Origin of the sequence: Moorena sp. SIO3B2 (assembly GCF_010692525.1) — a bacterium.
In the GTDB taxonomy this organism is placed as follows: domain Bacteria; phylum Cyanobacteriota; class Cyanobacteriia; order Cyanobacteriales; family Coleofasciculaceae; genus Moorena; species Moorena producens.
Genome location: NZ_JAAHHE010000706.1, coordinates 1 through 2,155 on the forward strand (window position 1 = coordinate 1; position 2,155 = coordinate 2,155).

Annotated in this window: 1 protein-coding gene; it reads left to right on the forward strand. The window is 47.0% G+C overall.

What is annotated here, in order from left to right; all coding sequences use genetic code 11:
• A partial coding sequence (locus F6K38_RS40045; RefSeq protein ID WP_287360435.1) for a CHAT domain-containing protein occupies positions 1-1,431 on the forward strand: 1,431 nt, incomplete at its 5' end.
• Between the last annotated feature and the right edge of the window lie 724 nt (positions 1,432-2,155).

Consider the following 2,155-nt stretch of genomic DNA (forward strand, 5'->3'; position numbering starts at 1 on the left):
AACTTGTTCTACAGCCAAGGCTTAGACCCTAAAAGCCCAAGGTTACTCGATGACCTCAATTCTAACCCCACTCAACAAGCCAATCTGACCTACAACCGACCCCCAAATCTACCTCTTAAATACTATCAAGAGAGGGTTAAGTCTCTCTCTGAACAAGCCCACCAATTAGAGGATCAAATTAGCCGTCGCAGCCCTGACTTTCGCACAGCTAACCAAAGTGTGACTATCGAAGCCATTCAAAAGCTGATTCCAGCTAATACCGCCCTAGTGGAATTGGTCAAGTATCAACCTTTTAATCCTAAAGCGAAAAAAGATCAACGTTTTGGTCCCCCTCGCTACGCCGCCTACGTGCTTCATTCCCAAGGAGACCCCCAAGGCATTGACTTAGGGGAAGTTGAGTTGATTGAATCAGACTTGGAGCTGTTTCGCCTCTCTCTTCAAGACAAAGGCACACGCACAGCTCAGTTGAAGCAAGCCGCACGGCAAGTGGATCAGAGGTTGATGGAGCCTGTGCGCAAACTGTTAGGGTCTACTCGATATATCTTACTTTCCCCAGAAGGAGAGCTCAACCTGATTCCCTTTGAAGCCCTGGTGGATCAACAGCAGCAGTATCTGGTAGAAAACTATCGCTTTAGTTACCTTACCTCTGGCAGGGACTTACTGAGATTATCCCAGGAATCTGCCAGTCAAACTGCTCCGGTGTTGTTGGGCAATCCTGACTTTGACCGTTCTGCTCCTGAATTAATTGCTAATCAAAATCATGGCAATCTCCCCAGTGCCCACCTTACCCGTTCCATTGACCTCTCAAAGCTGGACTTTTCACCATTACCAGGCACCGCTGAGGAAGTAAAAGCAATCGCTGACATGCTGGGAGTAGACCCTCTACTGGGGGCTAAGGCCACTGAGTCAGCAGTCAAACAAATCAATAGTCCCAGGATACTGCATATTGCTACCCATGGTTTCTCTGAGAGCGCTCCCAATCAAGAACAGTCCACCCTCTATGACAATCCCATGCTGTTGTCCGGACTAGTGCTAGCAGGGTTTAAGCAGAAGCGAACTGGTGCAGAGAATGGGGTACTCACTGCCTTGGAAGCCGTAGGACTGAAGTTGTCTGGCACGGAGTTGGTGGTCTTATCCGCTTGCGATACCGGTTCCGGACGGATTAGTTCAGGAGAGGGCATCTATGGCTTGCGTCGGGCTTTTGTAATTGCTGGTTCACAAACTCAGCTGATCAGTTTGCGCAAGGTAGAGGATAAAGCCACCAAAGAGCTGATGCTGGCTTACTATCAGCGCTTGCTAGACGATAACATGGGGCGCACCGAGGCTCTGCGGCAGACCCAACTGGACATGTTGAAAGATGAGACATATCAGCATCCTTATTATTGGGCGAGTTTTATTGTTTCGGGGAATTGGAGACCGATGAAGAATTGAGAATGAAGAATTGAGAATTGAGAATTTAGAATGAAGAATTAAGAATGAAGAATTAAGAATGGAGAATGAAGAATTAAGAATTAAGAATGAAGAATTAAGAATTAAGAGGATATCTGAAAAGTTTTTTTATACTGAATTTTGCCCCCCTAGGGCGTGTTTTCAAAGTTTTCCGCAAGATTATGATCCCCCCCAGCCCCCCAAGCGAGGGATTGCTCGCTTGGGGGGAGCCATACTCAAAGTCCCCCTTTTTTAAGGGGGATTTAGGGGGATCTCCGAGTTTGAAAACACGCCCTAGCCCCCCAAGCGAGGGATTGCTCGCTTGGGGGGAACAAGAATCAATTTGCTGCTAAAAGTCCCCCGAGCGAGGGATTGCTCGCTCGGGGGATTTAGGGGGCTTAGATGTAGCAAATGAGACTTCTCAGACAACCTCTAAGAATTTAGGTTGTAGGGTGGGCAAAAAACCTTGGTTTAGAATGAGTATTAATGATTATAGCGTTAATTGCATGTATGAGGTACAATAATTAACCTCAAAGTCCCCCTTTTTAAGGGGGATTTAGGGGGATCCATTTGTACCTCATGAGTCCTATAAACGCTATAGATTAGTTTGCCCACCCTACTTTAATTAGGATTTTTTTCACTCCCGACTCCCGATTCCCGATTCCCGACTCCCGACTCCCGACTCCCGACTCCCTTTTTAACATGGAGAATACACAAGACTATCTAC